Genomic DNA, 20115 nt, shown 5'->3' with positions numbered 1-20115 from the left:
AGCATGTGGGCTAAATTTCGTTGATGAGAATAAATCAGTGTTGAGAATTCTAGTTATTGTGGCCATGATGCTACTTTCTCCTTCTTTACTTGCGGCAAATCAAACACGCTACATCTCTGATGATGTTTATATCTACCTTCATGGTGGACCAGGAACGCAATTCCGCATATTGGGTAGTGTTGAAGCTGGCCAGCAGGTAACCTCTTTAGAAGAAACCCAAGGTGATTACAGCAAAATCATTGATCACAAAGGTCGTGAAGGCTGGATCCAATCAAAGATGCTAAGCAAGTCAACCAGCTTGCGAGTGCAACTTCCAGCTATTCAGGCAGAACTTGAACAAACTAAAGCTAAGCTTGAGTCGGCTTTAGAGAGTAGTGATAACAATGCAGCTGAGCTAAGTCAGGTAAAATCTCAACTTGCTGCTGCAGAGAAAACGCTTGCAAGTGCCAGTCTAGAACGTGACAACGCAAAAGCTGCATTAGCTAATATGCAAAAAAATGAGCGCTTTGAAATGTGGAAGCAAGGCGGCTTTATTGCAGCCGGTGGTTTGCTGTTAGGTATCATCTTAGTTTACCTACCTAGACCACAGCGTAAACCAAAGAATCGCTGGTAAGCGAGAACTTACGGCTACGCCCTAAAGTGTTATTTAAAGCCTGCGTGATTAACGCGGGCTTTTTTATTTTAAATGCAAAATTAGCTCATAAATATAAAGCTACTCTTTTGATGCCTACCTAGCGCTAGCGGCAACACTAATCGCTGTAATCAACAGTGTGAATGCTAAGATTCAATCAAAACTTCGTTTTATTAACATTATAGCAACGCCATATATATCAAGGCCTGCAGCACTTTTGAGCAGGCAAAAATCAAACACAAATCACATCGGACGTCACAAAGGTGTCCCTCGTCACATTTTGTATGTATAATCGCCGCGAGAAAGCCTTAGATTGTATACAAAAGAAAAACAATCAAGGCTCATCGATATAATTATTCAAGCAATTTGCCCATATGGCCTAGATGGAAGTGATTAATATGTTCAAAGCGAGTGAAGTACTAACTGGGCGTTATGACTCAGCCGATCTCAACGAACTGTTCCAAGCGATCAGCGATAACTATATTGTCGATGAAGAACAATATTTATCTGATTTGATCAAATTGGTTCCTTCGAGCAATGAAGAGCTTAACCGTGTCACCAACCGTGCACATGAGCTGGTAAATAAAGTTCGTCAATATGACAAAAAAGGCCTTATGGTCGGTATTGACGCCTTCCTGCAGCAATATAGTTTAGATACCCAAGAAGGCATTATATTAATGTGTCTTGCAGAAGCTTTATTGCGTATTCCAGATTCAGATACCGCTGACGCGTTAATCGAAGATAAGCTATCTGGTGCCAAATGGGATGAGCATTTAAAAAAGAGTAATTCTATTCTGGTTAACGCCTCAACTTGGGGATTAATGTTAACCGGTAAAGTGGTCAAACTTGACCATGATATTGACGGCAAACCAAGTAGCCTGCTTAACCGCCTTATCAATAAAGTGGGTGAGCCGGTGATCAGACAATCTATGCTTGCTGCGATGAAGATCATGGGTAAGCAGTTTGTTTTAGGCCGCACGATAAAAGAAGCATTAAAAAACAGTGTCGATAAGCGTAAGATGGGTTATACCCACAGTTACGACATGCTCGGTGAAGCCGCATTAACCAAAAAAGATGCGCAAAAGTACTTTGAAGACTACTCAAACGCTATTGCGGCATTAGGTGCTCAAGAGTACGACACCACAAAAGCGATTAGACCGACTATCTCAATTAAGCTTTCAGCACTGCACCCTCGTTATGAAGTCGCTAACGAAGATAGAACCTTAACCGAGCTATACGACACCTTAACTCGTCTTGTGCAGCAAGCACGCAGCTTAAACGTTGGCGTGTCGATTGATGCTGAGGAGATGGACAGACTCGAACTATCATTAAAGCTGTTCCAAAAACTGTATAACTCAGATGTAGCAAAAGGCTGGGGGCTGCTAGGTATCGTAGTACAGGCCTACTCTAAGCGCGCACTACCGGTTTTATGCTGGTTAACTCGCCTTGCTAAAGATCAGGGCGATGAGATCCCGGTGCGCTTGGTAAAAGGTGCTTACTGGGATAGCGAACTGAAATGGTCACAAGAAAACGGTGAAAGCGGTTATCCGCTATACACACGTAAAGCAGGTACTGACGTTTCATACCTTGCCTGTGCCCGTTACTTGTTATCTGATACCACTCGCGGTGCTATTTACCCGCAGTTTGCGAGCCATAATGCGCAAACTATTGCTAGCATTACCGATATGGCTGGCGATCGTAACTATGAATTCCAGCGCTTACACGGTATGGGCGAAGAGTTATATGACACGCTTTTAGCTGAAAGTGGTGTGAAAAATGTCCGTATCTATGCTCCTGTTGGTGCACATAAAGATCTACTACCTTACCTAGTTAGACGCTTATTAGAAAATGGCGCTAACACTTCTTTTGTACATAAGTTAGTCGATCTTAATACACCAATTGAATCTTTGGTCACCCACCCGCTAAGAACGCTTAAAGACTACAAAACCTTAGCCAACAACCGCATTGTATTACCTGAAAATATTTTTGGCCCAGAGCGTAAAAACTCACAAGGGATAAACCTCAATATCATTTCAGAATCTACGCCGTTTTTCCAAGGTCTAGATAAATACAAAACGACGACTTGGACTGCTGGACCTCTAGTCAATGGCGAAACCCTTAGCGGTGAAACAAAAGACGTTGTTAGCCCATTCAATACTAACTTAGTGGTCGGTAAAATTGCCTTTGCCGATGAGCAAGCAGTTGAACTTGCGCTTTCAAGTGCTGAGGCAGCCTTCCCTGCTTGGTGCAATACCCCAGTGGAAGTGCGTACTGAAGCACTACTAAAACTTGCCGATCTTCTAGAAGAAAATCGCGAAGAGCTTATCGCTTTGTGTACTCGAGAAGCGGGTAAGAGTATGCAAGACGGCATTGATGAAGTTCGTGAAGCCGTTGATTTCTGCCGCTACTATGCTGTCAATGCCAGAAAAATGATGGCTAAACCTGAACTGCTACCGGGCCCAACAGGTGAACGCAACGAACTATATCTTGAAGGCCGTGGTATCTTTGTTTGTATTAGCCCATGGAACTTCCCGCTCGCTATCTTCCTAGGCCAAGTGACTGCTGCGCTAGCAGTCGGTAACACAGTTGTAGCTAAACCTGCAGAGCAAACTTCAATCGTTGGCTACCGCGCCACTCAGCTTGCACATGAGGCAGGTATTCCTAAGGAAGTGTTACAGTTCTTACCTGGCACAGGTGCAACTGTTGGTGCAGCGATCACTTCTGATGAACGTATCGGTGGTGTCTGTTTTACCGGCTCAACTGCGACAGCAAAATTGATTAACCGCACACTGGCAATGCGTGAAGGTCCAATCATCCCGCTAATCGCCGAAACCGGTGGTCAAAACGCCATGGTCGTCGACTCAACTTCACAGCCAGAGCAAGTGGTTAATGATGTTGTTTCATCATCATTCACCAGTGCAGGTCAACGCTGTTCGGCACTGCGGGTGTTATTCCTTCAGGAAGATATTGCCGAGCGAGTCATTGATATCATGCAAGGTGCCATGGATGAGCTGACCATAGGTAGCCCGCACTTCTATAAAACAGATGTTGGCCCGGTAATTGATGCCGCAGCAGCCGCTAACTTGAATGCCCATATCGAGCACCTCAAACAAGTCGGTAAGCTTATTAAGCAAGTAGAGCTACCTGAAGGTACTGAGCATGGTCATTTCGTTGCGCCTACCGCAGTAGAAATTGACTCAATTAAAGTGCTAGAAAAAGAACACTTTGGCCCTATTTTGCATGTGATCCGCTATAAGTCATCAGAGCTTGAGCATGTGATTAAAGAGATCAATTCAACCAACTTTGGTTTAACCTTAGGCATTCATAGCCGTAATGAAAGCCATGCACTTAAATTGGCTGACAAGATCCGTGCAGGTAACGTGTATATTAACCGTAACCAGATTGGTGCCGTGGTTGGTGTACAGCCATTTGGTGGTCAAGGCTTATCGGGTACAGGTCCTAAAGCTGGCGGTCCGCACTACCTAACCCGCTTTATTACTGAAAAGACTCACACCAATAATATTACTGCTATTGGTGGTAATGCGACCCTATTGTCTTTAGGTGATAGCGACGAGTAGCAAATGCGATAGCAATTAAAAAGCCGGTGGTTATATCACCGGCTTTTTTATATTTAGCACAAACTTAAACATGCTTATTTAATATACATGCAATCACAATCAACATAATACACAACTGAATAGCCCACAGTTTATTGAGATTGTATATTATTTGAGATAACTCTCCCAACTATTAAACAATATATATACTAAAAACTCTTTATTGCTCTATAATGCAGCGGTTTTTTCAAACGCTACGTTGCACTAAGCCTTTATTTTTTTACAGCCATAATTGGCGAGTAAAACTAATTTTATCAGTGATAAAGAAAATGAATCTTACAATAAAGAACAAGATCCAACTGGCAGTACTCATTATCATTATCGTGATTAGTACTACCTTAGCAGGTATATCCACTCGCCAACTCACTCAAGATACAGAGATCGCCATTGCCGATCGCTTTCGACTGCATGCTGAGGCTGTAAGCAATAATATTTTTAGCTGGCTTGAAGACAAACGCCGAATCATTATCGCCAATGAAGACAGAATTAGTCGCGGTCACGATAGTGACAGAGAGTTACTTTTAACCCTTAACGGCGGTGGCTTTATTGATGTTTATGCCGGCTTCGACACCGGCGATATTATCTCAGGCGATAAGACCCAACCATGGCCAGAGGATTACGATCCCCGTACTCGTCCTTGGTATAAGCTGGCTTATAACAGCAATGAGATGATTGCCACACCGCCATACATTGATATTACTGGCGCACCAGTAGTGACCTTAGCTCAGCGTTTTAACGGTGTTATGAATGGTGTACTTGCAGCAGACTTAAGCATTAGCTACATCACTGAGCAAATTAATAACCTCAATATTGATAATGCAGGTTTTGCGTTTTTACTTGATGAAAACAATAAGATTTTAGCCTTTCGCGATAGCAGCTATGCCCAACAAGATGCAACTCGCCTAGCAAAATCGCTCACCCCAGCTTATATGGATAGCCTACTTAACCAAGGTGAAATCACCACGATTAAGTGGCACGACGGCAGTGACAAACTGCTACGCCTCACCAACTTACAAGGCACTAAGTGGACTTTAGGTATCGTTGAAGATAGATCGTTAGCTTATGCCGCCATTGAGCAACAAGTACTGCAATCATTATCGGTTGTTGCGGTATTAGCATTGCTCATTTTAATCTTGGCCTCATTGACCGTTAACCATATGTTCAAACCACTGCAGCAACTGACCAGTGCCATTGAAACATTATCAAAAGGCAATGGTGATTTGACTCAACGTTTTTCAGCACGTAAGCAAGATGAAATCGGCTTACTTGAAACGCATATGAACCGCTTTTTAGAAAGCTTACAGTTAATGGTTAAGGCTATTTCAGCCGATACCGAGCAATTGATTAAACAGATTAATGAATCTTCTGACATTGCAGCAAAAGCCAGTGCTGGCGTGAACGGCCAACATCAAGATGTTGATCAGATAGCGACAGCTATTCATGAAATGTCTGCAACCGCTAGCGAAGTGGCAAACCATGCAGAGATGACCGCCAATGCAGCACAAATTTCAACTCAAGCCTGTATTGAAGGCAGCGATGTTATCAGTAAAAACAGCGAATCTATTGAGCAGTTATCAATGCAACTTGGTGACGCATCAATGGTGGTATCAGCACTAGAGAAGAATGCAACTGACATTAACCAGATCCTATCGACGATTCAAGCCATTGCCGAGCAAACAAACCTGCTGGCGCTAAACGCGGCGATTGAAGCTGCGCGAGCTGGTGAACAAGGTCGTGGCTTTGCAGTAGTCGCCGATGAAGTACGTGTACTGAGTCACCGAACTCAAGACTCTACCGAAGAGATCAGAACCATGATCGCCACCTTGCAGCAAAATAGCCAGCAAGCGGTATCATCTATGGCTTCAAGCACCGATATTGCAAAATCCAGTGTTGAATTTGCTAATCAAGCTAAGCAGAGCTTAGCGAGTATCACTAGCTCTATTACTGAAATCAATGATATGGCAACACAAATTGCAAGCGCAGCAGAAGAGCAACGCGCGGTATCAGAAGATATCAGTCGTAACACCCAAGCCATTAACGATACCTCTAATGAGCTGGCTTATCAGACACAAGAAGTTAGCGACAATGCACAAATGATGCTACGTACATCAGGTGAGCTCAACGATCGCGTATCACGCTTCAAAATTTAACCCAGACCTACAAAAGTAGAAGCCCCTTTAGCAAAAGGGGCTTTTAGTCGCTTTCTAACCTACTTACGCTACTAACTAAAAGTACAAAATGAACCTTACCATCAAGCAAAAGATCCAAGTTGCCGTTTTACTTATTATCTTGACGATAACAGTAACCCTAGCGTTTATTTCTACAAATCAACTGCAAAACAATACTGAACAAGCGATTGCAGATCGTTTCAATTTACAAGCCGAATCTGTCAGCAGTAATATTTTTAGCTGGTTAGAAAGTAAGAAAAATATCATCAATGCCAGTGAGACACGCATAAGCCAAGGCATTAGCGATGCAGCACAACTAGAGCTCGGCATTGAATCTGGTGGCTTTATTAACTTGTATATGGGCTTGGAGACCGGATTAGTCATTTCTGGCGATAAGAATGTGAATATACCAGCTGATTTCGATGGTCGCACTCGGCCTTGGTATCAAGATGCATTTAATGCTGCTCAGATTATTACCACCTTGCCTTATGTCGATCTTTCAGGTGATACCGTTGTCACCTTAGCAAAACGCTTTCACGGCGAACTTAACGGTGTGCTTGCAGCAGACTTAAGTATTGCTTACATCACCAAGCAGATCAGCGAGCTGAATATCGATAACGCCGGCTTTGCGTTCTTACTTGACGAAAATAATAACATTCTGGCATTTCGCGACAGCAACTACGCCCAGCAAAACGCCAGCCGTTTAGCGAACCAACTAACGTCGACAAAGATTGCCGCACTGCGTAATAGTGGCGAGTTAGTGACAATAGAGTGGCACGACAGAAGCGACAAACTGCTGCGCTTAACCCCGTTACAAGGCACAGCCTGGACTCTGGGTGTGGTTGAAGATAAAGCCTTGGCCTATGAAGCCATTGAAGAGCAAGTACTGCAATCGATCTTCGCTGTGGCGGTGTTGGCATTGATCATCTTGATCATCGCTTCTTTAGTCGTAAATAGTATGTTTAAACCACTACAACAACTCACTAAAGCTATCGAAACCTTATCTAATGGTCACGGTGATTTGACCCAACGCTTTGCCGCAGATCGCACCGATGAGATTGGTGAGCTTGAGCGCCATATGAATCGCTTTATCGAAAGTTTACAGCAAATGATTAAAGCAATTTCTAACGATACCGAACAACTGATCAAACAGATCCATGACTCATCAGATATTGCCGCCCAAGCTAGCAATGGTGTCAATGCACAGCATCAAGATGTAGACCAAATTGCTACTGCAATTCATGAAATGTCAGCTACGGCTAGTGAAGTGGCAAACCATGCAGAAATGACCGCCAATGCAGCACAGGTATCAACCCAAGCCTGTATTGAAGGTAATGATGTGATCAGCAAAAATAGCGAGTCAATTGAACAGCTTTCAATGCAACTTGGTGACGCTTCACAAGTTGTTGCAGCCCTAGAAGCCAATGTCACGCAAATCAATACTATTTTATCAACAATCCAAGCCATTGCAGAACAAACCAACTTGCTTGCACTCAATGCTGCGATTGAGGCTGCACGTGCCGGCGAGCAAGGCCGTGGTTTTGCTGTCGTTGCCGATGAAGTAAGAGTGCTTAGCCATCGCACTCAGGACTCTACCGAAGAGATCCGCAACATGATCACGACCTTGCAGCAAAACAGCCAGCAGGCCGTAGCCTCAATGCAATCAAGTACCGAAATTGCCGATAACAGTGTTGAATTAGCGGAGCAAGCAAAACAGAGCTTAGTGCGGATCACCGAATCAATTACCGAGATCACTGACATGGCAACCCAAATTGCCAGTGCCGCAGAAGAACAGCGCGCCGTTTCTGATGATATTAGCCGTAACACTCAGGGGATCAGTGAAACTTCACATCAGTTGTCAGCCCAGACCCAAGAGGTGAGTGATAACGCCCAAGTTATGTTAAGTACCTCTAATGATTTAAATGAACGCGTGTCCCGCTTTACCATTTAGATATTAAAAAAGCCCAGTCAGTGACTGGGCTTTTTCGTATCGTGATTTTAAGGCTAGCCTAAACGCTTAAATAGACTCGCGTAATAGCTATCGTTCGCGAGCAAGTCTGTATGACTGCCGCTAACACGGATCACGCCCTGCTCCATCAAATGAATGCAATCCATTTTGTTCATTGCCGTTAAACGATGGCTGATCATCAACATGGTTTTATCAGTCGCAAATTCAAATAGTAACCGTAAGATCTCGCGCTCAGTGCGCTTATCTAGTCCCTCTGTTGGCTCGTCAAGAAGTAGGATAGGCGCATCTCTAAGTAGTGCTCGCGCCACACCAATACGACGCTGCTCACCGCCTGATAGCTGACGACCGCCCTCTCCTAACCAAGTATCTAACGGCTTATCACCTTGCAGTAAGCTTTCTAGACCGACTTTGTTAAGTACCGCAATCAGTTTGTCATCATCTTTACGCGTAAAACCTGTAATGGCCAAAGCCAAATTATCCCGCAGTGTGCCGCTAAACAGATAAATCCGCTGACTCACTACCGACATTGATTGTCGCAATTGTTGCTCACTGTATAGTCCAGCATCTTTATCATCGATACTGACTTTGCCTTGAGTAGGTAACCACTCTCGAGTCAGTAGTGATAACAGACTCGACTTACCGCAACCTGTTTGCCCAAGTAACGCCACCTTTTGTCCTGCTGCGATTTCAAGATTGAGGCCGTTAAGCACTTGGTGTTGCTCATTGTAAGCAAAATCAATATTACTGAAGCTAATCTTGCCCGCTGTAACATCACTGCATGGATCATTTGCAAAGGTTACACTAGGTGCTTGCTCAACCACTTCATTGAGTCGTGTCGCTGCAGCAGTGCACGCTGATAGATGCTGAAACGCCCCAGCTAACGGCATCATCATTTCAATGGTTGCCATAGTTAAAAAGACTATCATCGCCAATCTTGGCCCCGGCGGCACCGCTGTACCTACCCCAGACGCCGCCAGATATAGCATTAGCAACACCGCAAAACCATGACATAAAATCAAGCAAGCTTGGCTAAGTGCTGTTACACGGTTCATGGCATTTTGACTGCTTATCATTGCAGTTTGTGCTTGCTCTAAGCGTGCTCTATAGGCCTGCTGTGCACCAAATAAAGTCAGCTCTGCTTGTCCTTGAATATACTCAAGTAATTGCACTCTAAGCACACGTTTTGTTTCTAACTGTGTCATTCCCGGCTTTCGGCCAAGAAAGTAAAAAGTCGTTGGCAATAAAACCCATATCGCTAACAAGACGCTACAAAGTATACGTGCAAGCTCAGGGTCAAAATGACCAACAAAAAAGTACAGCGCTAACGTCATCAACAAAGATGCCGCTAGCGGGGTAATTAGGCGTAAATACAGATGATCTAAAGTGTCGATATCTGCAACTAAGCGATTAAGTAAGTCGCCTTGACGCACGCCTTGAAGGTTTTTAGCACTGAGCGGCAATAACTTATTCCATACCCAACAGCGCAGATCGGTTAGTAAGCTAAAGGTGGCCTCATGGGTAGCAAGCCGCTCACCATATCGGCTTGCGGTACGGACGATTGATAAAAAACGCACGCCACCAGCAGGGGTAAAGTAGTTAAATGTTTGCGCCGTTAAAACGCTTAATCCAGCTACTGCAGTAGCAGATAAAAACCAGCCAGATAACGACAACAAGCCAATACCGGCCATCAAAGTGGTCACACTTAAGAACAAGCCAATAAACATCATAAACCATTGGCTTTTGAAGCGTTTAATATAAGGAAATAGCGCTTTCATTAGTTATCTCCTGTTACTGGTTCGCTCGCATCAATATCAAACTCACTGACACTGTTTGCTTCATCAAGCATCTGTTTGAAGGTACCAGACTGTGTAAGTAAGGCTTGATAACTACCTTGCTGTACCAGTGCTCCCTTATCGATAACTAAGATTTTATCCATTGCGCTCAAATTCTCGAGTCTGTGAGTCACCATGATGCATGCCTTGCCAATTGTGGCTTCTGTTAGCGTAGCCTGCACCGCTTGCTCACTTAAACTGTCTAAACTTGCGGTTGGTTCATCAAGAACAAATAATTGCGCTTGTTGCGCTAACGCCCGAGCAAGCGCAATGCGTTGCGCCTGACCTACAGACAGCCCAGCTGTTTGTTCTTGAATAGGATAATCAAGCCCTTGTGCTTGCTGCTCTGCAAGCTCTACGATTTGCGCTTTGCTTAGTAATGACAAAATCTCACTATCAGTCAGCTCTCGCCCCATCGCGACATTCTCTCTTAAGCTGCCATGGAATAACTGCGGTTCTTGGCCTAACCAAGCTATATGCTTACGCCAATCACTAAGTGATAACTGTTTAAGCTCAGTCCCGTTTATCAGTAACTGACCTTGATAAGGTAAAAAACCTAACAAGGCATTGAGCAAACTGGTTTTACCGGCACCGCTCGGACCGACAACAGCAACGTGTTCATGGGCGCCGACTTCAAAGCTAATCGGCCCTAACAGTAAGCTGCCATCTAAGCTATAAACCGATAGGTCTTTGGCTTCAATCTGTATATCGCCATTAACTTGTTTATCACCACCCAGTTGCTCACTAGGGTGATCAAGTAATGTCATTAACTCTTCTGCAGCGCCAATGGCCTGAGCTTTAGCATGATAATGCGTGCCCATATCACGCAATGGCTGGTAAAACTCTGGCGCTAAAATCAACACAAACAAGCCCGTGAATAAGCTAATTGGTGCGCCATAATGGCCAAAGTCGAGATGGTGTAAATAACTAAAACCAAAGTACACTGCCATAACGGCAATCGATACAGCGGCAAAAAATTCAAGCACTGCAGAACTTAAAAACGCCATACGTAACACAGCCATGGTGCGCTCTCGAAACTCCTCTGACGCCTTTTTTATCACTCTGGCTTCTTTCTCGCCCTGATCAAATAATTTCAGCGTCGACAAGCCTTTGAGCCTATCCATAAAGTGACCACTTAACCGTGCTAAAGCACTAAAGTTTTTACGGTTGGCGTCAGCGGCCCCCATGCCAACCAAAATCATAAACATTGGGATAAGCGGTGCCGTGGCTAATAAAATCAAGCCAGCCGCCCAGTTAATCGGGAAAACAGCAACTAAGATAATCAGTGGAATAAAACCCGCCAATACAACTTGCGGTAGATAACGAGCGTAAAAGTCTTGCAGATCTTCCACTTGCTCAAGCACGATACTGGCCCAACTTCCAGCAGGTTTACCTTTAATAAACGCAGGCCCTAACTGGGCGAGTTTATCGAGAACCGCTGCGCGCATCTGTATTCTGAGCTTAGCCCCCGCTTGAAAACTTGCTCGCTCTCGAGCAAACGCCAGTACACCGCGCACCACAGTTAATATCAACAGGGCCCAGAAGTGGTCAATAAAGTCACTCTTCGGTAGCTCATCAATGATGATCCCTTGCAGTACAGTGGCGATTAACCATGCCTGACACATCAAACTAAGCCCTATTAACACCCCGAAAAAAACCGACAGATTCAGATAAAAGCCACATGCTTTTTTCTGCAGCTTTAACCATTTAGTGAGTTTTTTTTCTACTGTTTTATCCATGTTATTCCAGATTAACTACAACAAGAAGGAGAGTTAAATGCGTTGCATCTAACTTGAGCAAAAAGCATGTTTTAAAGACTTTATCGACTGACGTAAGTTCAATCTATTTAGCTTATGTAACACCATGAAAACACCATGCAATACCTCAGTATCGCAGGCATTAATCGCAGAATAAAACAGCAATGCATTAATTGTTATCAGACTCACAAAAATTGAGCTAGATCAATAAATCAGTGTTCACAAAATAAACAAGCCTAACTATGTAGGACATAAAAAAACCGCAACAAGCTAGGCTTATTGCGGTTTTTGAGTTTATTTAGCTATCGCTTAAACAAATTAGCTTACGAGAGAAGATTAACCTTCTGAGTCAGACTCGTAATCTAGGTTATCTTCATCAAAGTCGTAGCCTGAATTTTTACTTGGGCGTGCGCTACGCCATGCATCAGCGGCAAGCTCTTTTGCTTCAGCAGCTTCGTTGCGTTCTTCACGTGCCTTAGCTTTACGCTCGTTACGCTTAATCAAGTTTTCTAAGAATGACTTAAGCTCGGTTTCGCTCCATGCTTGTGCCTGCGCTTCAGTTTCGAAACCTTTCTTAGCTTTAGAAACTACGATCTTTCTTGCAGTTTGACGACGAGTGATTTGGCCAGTCCAAGTTGCCCCTTCGGCAACTACGCGAAAATCATACTTCTTAGTTTGTGTCATGTTACTTTTTATCCTAACAATAATGCTAATACTTGAACCAAACAGCCTGTCTGTTTACAGCGCCCAGTAATAAAAGCGTCTGGAAACAACTTGTGGTTCAATCAATACGCAAGACCAACACCCTAAGTATCACTCTCACGTTCATAATTCTGTTACTAAATCGCGAAGTAAGGATCACCTAAATCACTACACGATTTACTCCATTTCCAAAATCAGTTCACACAGCTTGCAGTGCAGATTATAACCTAGCATGGCATCTCTGCCTTGCTGGCTGGTTACCCAATGCCGTACTTCCCATGGGGGACGATGACGAACATGCTGCGAATGACCGCAAGACAAATTAGCAACCCAATGATCTTCATCATCTTTATGATAACTAACGATAGCTTGTTGCATGGCAAACCGCCGATTTAGGCCGTAATGTACCTAGATTTTGCTGGTAAAAATTGGAAGATGAACTTTCAGGGGCGCGAGATTAACACGTGCAGCGCTGAAACAACATCTTTTAATCGACTAAAATTCACACAATCGATAGATTTTTACTAAATTTGTCAATTTATGCCGTTAACAGTTATCACTTCACACTGTTTGGTGCTGACTCAGTACCCATGTTTGCCGTTGTACTGACAAAATAGCGCGTTCGAGTCAATTTGATTATTTAGCAACTGATTGTTTAATAATTAGCGCTTTTTAAGTAGATGCTGTAAGCTGCACGGCCGCCAGCATCAGCAGGCCCCCTTAAACCGCTGCCAGTCGCACTTTAACGCCTATTTCGCAGCCGAAATGAGACCTATCTATGAGTTTTGCCTCACTGGGCCTATCAGCCCAAATTTTGAAAGCCGTTGCCAACAAAGGTTATAACACTCCTTCGCCAATCCAAGCACAAGCTATTCCGGCTGTGTTAGAAGGTAAAGATGTCATGGCCGCCGCACAAACCGGTACCGGTAAAACAGCTGGCTTTACCTTGCCACTGTTAGAACGACTTTCAAAAGGCAATAAAGCGACTGCAAAACAGGTGCGCGCTTTGGTTCTAACACCAACACGCGAGCTTGCTGCTCAAGTCGGCGAAAGCGTAGATACATACGGTAAACATCTACCGTTAAAGTCAGCCGTTGTATTTGGTGGTGTCGGTATTGGCCCGCAAATTACTAAACTTAATCGCGGTGTTGATATTTTAGTGGCAACACCTGGTCGCCTACTTGACCTATATAATCAACGCGCTTTGAGCTTTAATCAGCTTGAAGTGCTGGTACTTGATGAAGCAGACCGCATGCTAGATATGGGCTTTATTCACGACATCAAAAAAGTGTTAGCCATATTGCCAGCAAAACGCCAAAACCTTATGTTTTCGGCAACTTTTTCCGATGAGATCCGTCAGCTTGCGAAAGGTTTAGTCAATAATCCTGTGGAGATCTCTGTCACGCCACGCAACGCTACAGCCAACACAGTAAAACAGTGGATCTGCCCTGTAGATAAAGGGCAAAAAGCTGCGGTATTGGTAAAACTGATTAAACAAAATAACTGGCAACAAGTGCTGGTATTTAGCCGCACCAAACACGGAGCTAACCGTCTCGCTAAAAATCTAGAGGCTAAAGACATTACTGCAGCCGCGATCCATGGCAACAAGAGTCAAGGCGCAAGAACACGAGCCCTAGCTGACTTTAAGAGCGGTGCCGTAAGAGTACTGGTTGCTACTGATATTGCAGCTCGCGGCCTTGATATTGACCAACTGCCGCAAGTGGTTAACTTCGATCTTCCCAATGTTCCTGAAGATTATGTACATCGTATTGGCCGTACCGGTCGTGCTGGCGCATCTGGCCATGCTGTATCATTGGTAAGTGATGAAGAAATTAAGCTACTGCGCGATATTGAGCTGTTGATTAAGCAAAACCTAGAACGCCGTATCATTGAAGGTTATGAGCCGAGCTACAAACTGCTAGAAACAGATTTAACCCCTAAGTCTCACGGCCAAAATAAAGGTCCACGCAATAACAACCGTGGCAATGGGCGCTCACGCAATCCAAATAAAGATTCAAACTCTGCAGCCAGCAATAAGCCTGCTCATGCGCGTCGCCAAGCTAATACTCAAGATAGCAAACAACACACTAGAGCTAAAAGCGCTCACAACGATGGCCAGCGCCGCGGTGAAATGACTACAGGCCACCAGCCAAGCGCCGATGCACAACCAAGCAAGCCAAGGCGTCAACGCCGCCCAAGCGCTAATAACACGGGTTCAAGTTCTAACAGTGCAGAACGCAACCAAGGTAAGCCAACGGCTCAACGTCGCTCTCAGGTTAATCGCAACAGAAATGCTCACGCTAACCGAGCAGCTAACAAACCAAGCAATAGTAACCAATAACGATTGAATGCCTATTGGATATCAAGGCTGCAGCTTTTGCTATCCCGGCATTGGTTTAAGTCATTGGCATAAGTGTTCCAGACACAAATACCAAGACGAACCATCCATGGGTCTTGGCATAAGTGTTCCAGACACAAATACCAAGACGAACCATCCATGGGTCTTGGCATAAGTGTTCCAGACACAAAAAAGCAGCGCCTTGGCGCTGCTTTTTATTATTACAATAGTCGTTTAACGCAATTCCCAAGCGCGGTATGAACGGCCCTTCAGCTTACCATTGGTAATTTTATTGAGCGCCTTCTTGGCCACTTTACGGTTAACTGCAACATAAGCGCGGATATCGGTAATTTTGATCTTACCGACTTCACTACCCTGAATGCCGTTTTCACCGGTTAGTGCGCCTAAAATATCACCCGGACGTAATTTTTGCTTTTTACCGCCATCAATTTGCAGTGTGGTCATTACTGGCTGAACAGGAAAAGTCCCCAGCAAACTTTCAGGTGGCAGTGCTTCATTCACAATATCGCGCTCTAAATAATCTTCCAAAAGTGCAATCTTGTAGCCATCTTCATCATTGTAAAAAGTGTGTGCTGAGCCTTTGCTACCCGCGCGGCCAGTACGACCGATACGGTGAATATGTACCTCAGTATCATAAGCCACGTGGTAATTAATCACTGCATCTAAGGCATCAATATCCAGACCACGGGCGGCAACATCGGTTGCGACCATGATAGATACACTCTTATTAGCAAACTGCAATAAGGTCACATCGCGATCACGCTGCTCAAGATCGCCATGTAATGCCACTACACTAAAGCCGTCATTTCGCAGCTGCGCAGCCACATCTTTGGTTTCACGCTTGGTATTACAAAATACCACGGCACTTTCAGGACGATACTGTAGTAACAAGAGTTTTAGCCCTCGCATACGATCGTTATTATTACCGACTTGATAAAAGTGCTGCTCAATACTGCTGGTCGCATGGGTTGAAGCCACTTTAACCATTACAGGCTTGAACATAATTTTATCCGCAATCGACTGGATCTGTTCAGGGAAAGTCGCACTAAACAAAAGGGTCTGACGCTCAATAGGCATCCGCTCCATAATACCTTCAAGTTCAACTTGGAAGCCCATCTCTAACATGCGATCGGCTTCATCAAGCACCAGCGTATTAACGTTTTCAAGATCTAAGCGACCGCGATCGAGATGATCAATAATACGACCCGGTGTACCCACAATAATATGTGCGCCGTGTTCTAGCGAGCCAATTTGCGGTCCCATCGGCACGCCACCACATAGGGTTAACACTTTAATGTTATGAATGCCCCGTGCAAGAGTACGGATCTCTTTAGCAACTTGGTCGGCAAGCTCGCGCGTTGGGCATAAGACTAAAGATTGAATACGGAAACGTTTAACATCTAGCTTATGCAGCAAGCCCAAACCAAAGGCAGCAGTCTTACCTGATCCCGTCTTACCTTGACCGATAACATCTTCACCATTAAGGATCGCTGGTAAGCTTTGCGCTTGAATAGGGGTCATGGTGTCATAACCCATGGTCTTGAGGTTATCTAACAGCTCAGTCTTAAGGTTAAGGCTTGAGAATGGCGCTTGAGCATCGGTATTTTGGACTGTTTGAGTCAAAGTATCTTTCCTAAGTATTCACTGCTGTTCAGGGCGGTTTCCCCTATAGGACTCAATACCTTGCTAAGGCTCATCAAATCTTGTGCTGCAGTGATAAAATCATGGTGACAGGGCGCTAAATTATCGAGATTAGGGGCTGTCGTTTGCTATCGGTATAAATTATAGCGCGCTATTGTAGCAGTTATTCTTTTAGTTGCAGCATGCTCAATAAAGGATAACCAATAAATAGTTGGTCTACGCCAAAGCTTGCCAGCAACTCCTCCATAATTTAAAGCTGACATAACAACCAGTAATCTACGAAAGCATAGCTCACACTGCGATTACAAGTTCTCACCGCGCAGCGTTGCGCCTAAGCGCGCTACCCACCAATCTACGGCGTCTCTTGCATCGTCGGTTGAGTCAATCATGGTGCTAAAATCTTTACTCCCCGCTTTACGATCTATCACAGCCACAATAGGCTTACCTGTTGTGGCATCACTAATCATCAACTCAATAGTCGCACTGCCGACATTGGTATGCTCACCAGTTACGACTTTAGATATGCTAGAAATCCCTAAACCGAAAGGCAAAATACTACTGGTAACAGCTAAAATCGGATTTGGGGTTTCAATATTGGTTAATGCAACGCTTACCCTCAGTGTTTTCGCTCCTTCGTCAGTGCGATTTGCTTGCTCAAGCTCCGTCTGAGTAATGACATTAAATCGCTGACTAGCTTTAAGTTTTATTTGGCTAATTAGATAATCCGATACTGCAACAATATCTGTGTCATCTAGATTGTCGTAACGGGTTTTATCATCGAGCACCAGCCAAGCTTGGTCGACAATGATGTTGTCGTACTCATCTAAAATGACATTAAGATCGTTCACACTGTTGATTTTTGGCTGCGCCCAAACCAAGTCACTGCCACCAACAGGTCCTGGACGAAAGTCATCAAATGTCGTGAACATTTGTGAGTTACGGTAATCTTGAATGCTGCCACAGCCCGTCAAAAACAGGGCCAAACTCAGCAGAAGTATGCGGGGGATAATCATGATTTTGCTCACCTTTCAAATAAGCCAGCCTTATCGCTAGCAAATGGTGAGCAAATTTTACCCTAACATTCAAATAAGATACAGCAAAATACACAGCTGTACACTTCTGGTAATGCTTGGTATCTATTCGGTGGTTTAATCTGGCGTAAATACACCAATCACTGCACCAGTGGCTTTTTTCGCTACTTTAGCCTCTGTTTGCTGCTCTCGATAATCGCAATCAACACATTCAACGGTTTCAATACCGTTTTCTTTAAACAATACGATTGACTCTTTTGTATGGCACTTTGGGCATTTAGCCCCTGCAACAAAACGCTTTTTCACTTTTTTAGTTGTTATTGTCATGATGTAAATTCCTATCTTCGTATCAGCACATTTTGCCATAAAAGTTAACCAATGACCGCAGTTTTATGGCGTACACCATAGAAGTGGCCATAGGTTCTGGGCTATTATCTGTTCCCACTATTTGCTACTTCTCTGACTTTAAGCCAACTTCAATGATCACCATCACTCAAGCTCAACTCATTCGTGGCTCGAAAACCTTGCTCGATGAAACCTCGTTAACTGTTTATCCAGGGCATAAAGTCGGTTTAGTCGGCGCCAATGGTTGCGGAAAGTCTTCTCTACTGGCTTTAATCATGGGCAAAATCAGCCTAGATAAAGGCGAGTTCAGCATGCCAAGCGGCTGGCAAATTGCCACGGTTGCTCAGGAAACCCCAGCGCTAGAAGTTTCAGCCATTGAATATGTTATTGATGGTGATGCTGAATATCGCGAATTAGAAGCTCAGCTACATACAGCTCAAGAGGCAGATGACGGTCATAATATTGCATTGCTTCACGGCAAAATTGATGCAATTGGCGGCTATACTATTCGTTCACGTGCTGCCAGCTTGCTAGCTGGTTTAGGCTTTAGCGAGCAAGAACAAAGCAACCCAGTAAAGAGCTTTTCTGGTGGTTGGCGTATGCGCCTTAACTTGGCCCAAGCACTATTATGTCGCTCAGATTTATTGTTACTCGATGAACCAACCAACCACCTAGACTTAGATACCATGTATTGGTTAGAAGGTTGGATAAAAGCTTACCAAGGAACCTTAATTCTGATCAGCCACGACCGAGACTTTATCGACGGTATTGTTGATGAAATCGTTCATGTTGAAAACACTAAGCTTAACTACTACAAGGGTAACTATACCTCATTTGAGCGTATTCGAGCTGAGCGTATGGCGCAGCAACAAGTTGCCTTTGAGCGTCAACAAAAAGAGCGTGCCCATATGCAATCTTTTGTTGATCGCTTCCGCTACAAAGCCAGTAAGGCTAAGCAAGCACAAAGCCGCTTAAAGGCCCTTGAACGAATGACTGAGTTGTTACCTTCTCAGGCCGATAGTCCGTTTTCAATGGCCTTTAGAGAACCTGAAGCCCTACCGAATCCACTTGTTACCATGGAGCAAGTCTCTATCGGTTATGGCGAAACTGAAATTCTTAAAAAAGTGCACTTAAACTTAGTGCCGGGCGCTCGTATCGGCTTACTTGGCCGCAATGGTGCCGGTAAGTCTACTTTAGTAAAACTACTTTCTGGCGAGCTATCGCCAATGCAAGGTAAGTATGAAACTAACCCAGGGCTCAACATTGGTTACTTTGCTCAGCATCAGTTGGAGTTTTTAAGTTTAGATGACTCGCCGCTGCAACATTTAGTGCGCCTTGCACCTAACGCTAGAGAGCAAGAGTTACGTAACTTCTTAGGCGGTTACGGCTTTAATGGTGATATGGCTCTATCGCCAGTAAGACCTTTCTCTGGTGGTGAAAAAGCCCGTTTAGTGCTGGCATTACTTGTGTGGCAACGCCCTAATCTATTGCTTCTCGATGAACCAACTAACCACTTAGACTTAGAGATGCGTCATGCACTGACCATGGCCTTGCAAACCTTTGAAGGTGCAATGATTATCGTATCCCACGATAGGCACTTATTGCGATTAAGCTGCAGCGACTACTACTTAGTCGATCAAGGCGAAGTTAAAAGCTTTGAAGGTGATCTTGATGATTATCATCAGTGGCTACTCGATGCTGCTAAAGCGGCTGCAAAGGTAGAGGAAGCCCCTGATAGCAGCAAACCTGTGCAAGACAAGAAACTACAAAAGCGCTTAGAAGCAGAGCTTAGACAAAAACTATCACCACTTAAAAAGGTGCAAACTAAGCTCGAAAAAGAACAGCAAAAAGCCAACGACCGCTTGAAAGAGCTGGAAGATATGCTTGCAGATACTAGCCTGTATGATGCAGATAATAAGGCTAAGCTAACTCAAGTACTTGCAGAGCGAACCACGCTGACCCAAAGCTTAGAAGAAAGCGAAATGGAGTGGCTTGAAATTCAAGAACAGATCGAAGATATTGAACAAAGCGTACGCGCTGAAGTCTGATAAAAAAAATAAGGG

General features: G+C 44.3%; 14 protein-coding genes. 6 read left to right on the top strand and 8 right to left on the bottom strand.

The annotated features are described in order from the left end of the window. The first annotated feature begins 37 nt into the window (after positions 1 to 37). From L884_RS0102730 to L884_RS0102715, 4 genes are all read left to right on the top strand, one after another. Positions 38 to 613: a TIGR04211 family SH3 domain-containing protein gene (locus L884_RS0102730; protein ID WP_245603052.1), complete on the top strand. Its 576-nt coding sequence runs from the start codon at positions 38 to 40 to the stop codon at positions 611 to 613. A gap of 401 nt (positions 614 to 1014) precedes the next feature. Further along, positions 1015 to 4209: a bifunctional proline dehydrogenase/L-glutamate gamma-semialdehyde dehydrogenase PutA gene (gene putA, locus L884_RS0102725; RefSeq protein WP_028766054.1), complete on the top strand. Its 3195-nt coding sequence runs from the start codon at positions 1015 to 1017 to the stop codon at positions 4207 to 4209. Between the two features lie 308 nt (positions 4210 to 4517). Continuing rightward, positions 4518 to 6398: a methyl-accepting chemotaxis protein gene (locus tag L884_RS0102720; protein WP_028766053.1), complete on the top strand. Its 1881-nt coding sequence runs from the start codon at positions 4518 to 4520 to the stop codon at positions 6396 to 6398. Positions 6399 to 6486: 88 nt separating this feature from the next. Next, the gene (locus L884_RS0102715) at positions 6487 to 8367 is read left to right on the top strand and encodes a methyl-accepting chemotaxis protein (RefSeq protein ID WP_028766052.1); all 1881 of its coding nucleotides are present in this window, start codon (positions 6487 to 6489) and stop codon (positions 8365 to 8367) included. Positions 8368 to 8420: 53 nt separating this feature from the next. Here the strand turns inward: L884_RS0102715 and cydC are convergent, their stop codons facing one another. From cydC to L884_RS0102695, 4 genes are all read right to left on the bottom strand, one after another. Further along, positions 8421 to 10160, bottom strand: a complete 1740-nt coding sequence (cydC, locus tag L884_RS0102710) for a heme ABC transporter ATP-binding protein/permease CydC (protein WP_028766051.1) — start codon at positions 10158 to 10160, stop codon at positions 8421 to 8423. Further along, positions 10160 to 11956, bottom strand: coding sequence for a heme ABC transporter permease/ATP-binding protein CydD (gene cydD / locus L884_RS0102705; RefSeq protein WP_028766050.1), 1797 nt, complete (start codon positions 11954 to 11956; stop codon positions 10160 to 10162). Before cydD ends, cydC begins: the two co-directional genes overlap by 1 nt. 354 nt (positions 11957 to 12310) lie before the next feature. Continuing rightward, positions 12311 to 12658 carry a DUF3622 domain-containing protein gene (locus L884_RS0102700; protein ID WP_028766049.1) on the bottom strand — a complete coding sequence of 116 codons (348 nt, stop codon included), beginning with the start codon at positions 12656 to 12658 and terminating at the stop codon, positions 12311 to 12313. 195 nt (positions 12659 to 12853) lie between these two features. After that, positions 12854 to 13054, bottom strand: a complete 201-nt coding sequence (locus L884_RS0102695) for a DUF3565 domain-containing protein (RefSeq protein WP_028766048.1) — start codon at positions 13052 to 13054, stop codon at positions 12854 to 12856. 400 nt (positions 13055 to 13454) lie between these two features. Between L884_RS0102695 and L884_RS0102690 the strand changes: the two genes are divergently transcribed. Next, positions 13455 to 15017 (top strand): DEAD/DEAH box helicase, encoded by a 1563-nt coding sequence (locus L884_RS0102690; RefSeq protein WP_028766047.1) that lies wholly within the window; start codon positions 13455 to 13457, stop codon positions 15015 to 15017. An 11-nt stretch (positions 15018 to 15028) separates the two neighbouring features. Here the strand turns inward: L884_RS0102690 and L884_RS22995 are convergent, their stop codons facing one another. The 4 genes from L884_RS22995 to L884_RS0102670 form a co-directional block, all read right to left on the bottom strand. Continuing rightward, the gene (locus L884_RS22995; protein WP_156925640.1) at positions 15029 to 15187 is read right to left on the bottom strand and encodes a hypothetical protein; all 159 of its coding nucleotides are present in this window, start codon (positions 15185 to 15187) and stop codon (positions 15029 to 15031) included. A 61-nt stretch (positions 15188 to 15248) separates the two neighbouring features. Further along, complete coding sequence (gene dbpA, locus L884_RS0102685) at positions 15249 to 16658, bottom strand: ATP-dependent RNA helicase DbpA (RefSeq protein ID WP_028766046.1); 1410 nt, start codon at positions 16656 to 16658, stop codon at positions 15249 to 15251. Between the two features lie 320 nt (positions 16659 to 16978). Next, positions 16979 to 17689, bottom strand: coding sequence for a DUF3313 domain-containing protein (locus tag L884_RS0102675; RefSeq protein ID WP_028766045.1), 711 nt, complete (start codon positions 17687 to 17689; stop codon positions 16979 to 16981). A 135-nt stretch (positions 17690 to 17824) separates the two neighbouring features. Further along, positions 17825 to 18034 carry a YheV family putative zinc ribbon protein gene (locus tag L884_RS0102670; RefSeq protein WP_037410259.1) on the bottom strand — a complete coding sequence of 70 codons (210 nt, stop codon included), beginning with the start codon at positions 18032 to 18034 and terminating at the stop codon, positions 17825 to 17827. A 152-nt stretch (positions 18035 to 18186) separates the two neighbouring features. Between L884_RS0102670 and L884_RS0102665 the strand changes: the two genes are divergently transcribed. Continuing rightward, a complete protein-coding gene (locus tag L884_RS0102665; protein WP_028766043.1) occupies positions 18187 to 20100 on the top strand; it encodes an ABC transporter ATP-binding protein in 1914 nt (637 codons plus the stop codon). Positions 20101 to 20115 lie beyond the last annotated feature (15 nt).

The organism is Shewanella fidelis ATCC BAA-318 (genome assembly GCF_000518605.1).
GTDB lineage: Bacteria > Pseudomonadota > Gammaproteobacteria > Enterobacterales > Shewanellaceae > Shewanella > Shewanella fidelis.
The sequence above is the reverse complement of the archived record's forward strand: the minus strand, read 5'-3'. Positions and strand labels throughout refer to the sequence as shown.